This window comes from Azonexus sp., assembly GCF_047638095.1.
GTDB lineage: Bacteria > Pseudomonadota > Gammaproteobacteria > Burkholderiales > Rhodocyclaceae > Azonexus.
Genome location: NZ_JBLJBW010000083.1, coordinates 1 through 3,387 on the forward strand (window position 1 = coordinate 1; position 3,387 = coordinate 3,387).

4 protein-coding genes are annotated in these 3,387 nt (G+C 62.4%); all 4 read left to right on the forward strand.

The features are described from left to right. Window positions 1–834 (forward strand): D-alanine--D-alanine ligase (locus ACM62Q_RS13010; RefSeq protein ID WP_415037273.1); only part of this gene is annotated, 834 nt, incomplete at its 5' end. A gap of 8 nt (window positions 835–842) precedes the next feature. Then, a complete protein-coding gene (locus ACM62Q_RS13015) occupies window positions 843–1,595 on the forward strand; it encodes a cell division protein FtsQ/DivIB (protein ID WP_415037275.1) in 753 nt (250 codons plus the stop codon). 4 nt (window positions 1,596–1,599) lie between these two features. Continuing rightward, window positions 1,600–2,829 (forward strand): cell division protein FtsA, encoded by a 1,230-nt coding sequence (ftsA, locus tag ACM62Q_RS13020; RefSeq protein ID WP_415037277.1) that lies wholly within the window; start codon window positions 1,600–1,602, stop codon window positions 2,827–2,829. Window positions 2,830–2,860: 31 nt separating this feature from the next. After that, window positions 2,861–3,387: cell division protein FtsZ (locus ACM62Q_RS13025; protein WP_415037279.1), on the forward strand; the 527-nt coding region annotated here is incomplete at its 3' end.

The following is a 3,387-nucleotide window of genomic DNA, read 5'->3' on the forward strand; positions in this document are numbered from 1 at the left end:
GGTGGCCGGGTGCTGGCCGCGCTGCAAGGGCAGGGGATTGACGCGCATCCCTTCGATCCGGCCAGCCAGGCGCTGACGGAACTGGCCGGCTTCGACCGCGCTTTCATCGCCCTGCATGGCCGGCACGGTGAGGATGGCACCATCCAGGGCGCGCTTGAGCTTCTGCACATTCCCTATACCGGCCCGGGGGTTTTGGCCTCGGCGTTGGCGATGGACAAATGGCGTAGCAAATTGGTCTGGCAGGCCGCCGGCTTGCCGGTGCCAGCCTATGCACTATTGACGGCAGAGAGCGATTTTACCGCCGTCGAGCGCAGCCTCGGCCTGCCTCTGTTCGTGAAGCCGGCACGCGAAGGTTCGTCCATCGGTGTGAGCAAGGTCAAAACCAGCGGCGAATTGGCGGCGGCCTACGCCGAAGCCGCCCGTCACGACCCGTTGGTGATTGCCGAGCAGGCGATTTTGGGCGGCGAATACACGGTTGGCATTTTGGGCGATGAGACCTTGCCCATCGTCAAGATCGAGCCGGCCACCGAGTGGTATGACTACGAAGCGAAATATAAGCGCGACGACACCGCCTACCGCTGCCCCAGTGGCCTGTCAGCGGAAAAGGAGGCGCAGATTCGCGCCGAGGCGCTGCAGGCTTTTCGTGTGTTGGGCGGGCGCGGCTGGGGGCGGGTGGATTTTCTGATGGATGGCGCCGGGCAGCATTATTTCCTCGAAGCCAATACCGCACCGGGCATGACCGATCACTCGCTGGTGCCGATGGCGGCACGCGTGGCTGGCCTGGAATACCCGGCATTGGTGCGCCGCGTGCTCGAACTTGCGGCCAACGATTGAGGCGATGAATGTGGCACAAACCGCAACTGCTCAACACCTTGGCCGACCTGTTGTTTCTGGTCGGTGCCGCAGCCTTGCTTGCGGCGGGCGCGGTGTGGCTGCTGCGCGTGCCGGCTTTGCCGGTGCAGTATGTGCTGTTCGAGACGCCCTTGCAGCACACCCGGCGCGGCGAGATCGAGCAGGTCTTGCCGGGCAGTCTGCGCGGCAATTTCTTTACGCTGGATGTCAGCCATGTCCGCCAAACCTTGCTGCAACTGCCTTGGGTGCGCGGGGTTCAAGTCCGTCGTCTCTGGCCGGCAGGGCTGGCCGTGCAGATCGAGGAACATCAGCCGGTGGCGCGCTGGGGCGAGGGGTATGCGGAAATGATCAACGGTCATGGCGAAGTGTTCGCGGCACTTTTGCCGGAGGCGGAAATGCGCCGCTTGCCCTTGTTGCAAGGCCCGAATGGCACGGCGCGGCAAGTTTTGGAGCGTTTCGTCAGTTTTCGCGAAATGTTTGCCGATGTGGGCGAACAGCCGGTGCAGCTGAATTTGTCCTCGCGCCTGGCCTGGCAGTTGGTATTGGCCGACGGGATGCGCATCGAGATCGGGCGCGAACATCCGAAATGGCCGGTGGAAGCGCGTTTGCGGCGTTTTGTCGAGATTTACACAAAAGAAATGGCGGCCTTGGAAGCCCGGCCGACGGTGGTCGATCTGCGCTATCCAAATGGGTTTGCAATCAAGCTAGCGGCAGCCGATGCCGTGCAACCGAAGGGAAAGTGAGCACATGAGCAGGGATAACAAAGACCTGGTGGTCGGCCTGGATATCGGCACTTCGCGCATCATTGCGCTGGTCGCCGATCTGGACCAGGAAGGGCGACTGAACGTCATCGGCGTCGGCTCGCAGGAATCGCGCGGCCTGAAAAAAGGCGCGGTGGTCAATATCGAGGAGGCGGTGCACACCATCAGCCGCGTCATTCAGGAAGTCGAGCTGATGGCCGACTGCAAGGTCAGCCACGTCTATACCGGTATCGCCGGCAGCCACATCAAGAGCTTCAACTCGAACGGCATGGTGGCGATCAAGGACAAGGAAGTCACCCAGGCCGATGTCGAGCGCGTGATCGAAACGGCGCGTGCCATGCCGATTCCGGCAGATCAGGAAATCCTGCACATCCTCACGCAAGAATTCGTCATCGATGGTCAGGACAGCATTCGCGAGCCGATCGGCATGAGCGGTATGCGTCTGGAAGTGAAAACGCACATCGTCACCGGCGCGGTATCGGCGGCGCAAAACATCGTCAAATGCGTGCGCCGCTGTGGGCTGGAGGCCAACGATCTGGTGCTGCAACCGCTGGCTTCCAGCTACGCGGTGCTGTCGGAGGATGAAAAAGACCTGGGCGTGTGTTTGATCGACATCGGCGGCGGCACCACCGATATCGCGGTGTGGACCCAGGGGGCGATCCGCCATACCTCGGTGATTCCCATTGCCGGCGACCAGGTGACGAACGATATCGCCATGGCGCTGCGCACGCCGACGCGCGAAGCGGAGGACATCAAGATTCGCTACGGTTGCGCCCTGACCGACATGGCGGACGCTTCGGAAAATATCGATGTGGCCGGGGTGGACGACCGGCCCAGCCGCAAATTGAGCCGGCGCGCCCTGGCTGATGTGATTCAGCCGCGGGTCGAGGAGTTGTTCGAATTGATCCAGCACGAGTTGCGCCGGGCCGGCTTCGAGGATGTGCTGTCGTCCGGCATCGTCCTCACCGGCGGGGCCAGTGCCATGCCGGGCATGGTCGAGCTGGGCGAGGAAATTTTTCACATGCCGGTGCGTCTGGGTAACCCGAAATACCACGGCAGTCTGGCCGACGTGGTGCAAAGCCCGCGCTTTTCTACCGCTTTCGGTCTGCTGCTGGAAGCGCAGACGCAGCGCCGGCGGGGGCAGAAGATTCAGGAAAAACGTGGTGTCACCGACGTTTTTTCCAGCATGAAACAGTGGTTTGCCAAGAATTTTTGATTGTTAACGGTTTTTTCCGGAGGAGGTCCTTATGTTTGAAATCATCGACAAAGACGAGTCGCAGGGCACCATCATCAAGGTGTTCGGCGTGGGTGGTGCCGGTGGCAATGCCATCGAACACATGATTCGCGAAGGGGTGAGCGGCGTCGAATTCATCGCCGCCAACACCGATGCGCAGGCGCTGGCACGCAATGCCGCCGCGTCCAAGCTGTCGCTCGGCAAGAGCGGCTTGGGCGCTGGGGCCAAGCCGGAAGCCGGCAAGGCGGCGGCGGACGCGCACCGCGACGAGATCCGCGCTCAGCTCGAAGGCGCGCACATGGCCTTCATCACCGCCGGCATGGGCGGTGGCACCGGCACCGGCGCTGCCCCCGTGGTGGCCGAAGTGGCGCGCGAAATGGGCGTGCTGACGGTGGGCGTGGTGACCAAGCCGTTCAGTTTTGAAGGCGGCCGGCGCATGAAATCGGCGGAAGCCGGCATTGCCGAGTTCGCCAAGCACGTCGATTCGCTGATCGTCATCCTCAACGACAAGCTGATGGAAGTGATGGGCGATGATGCCGA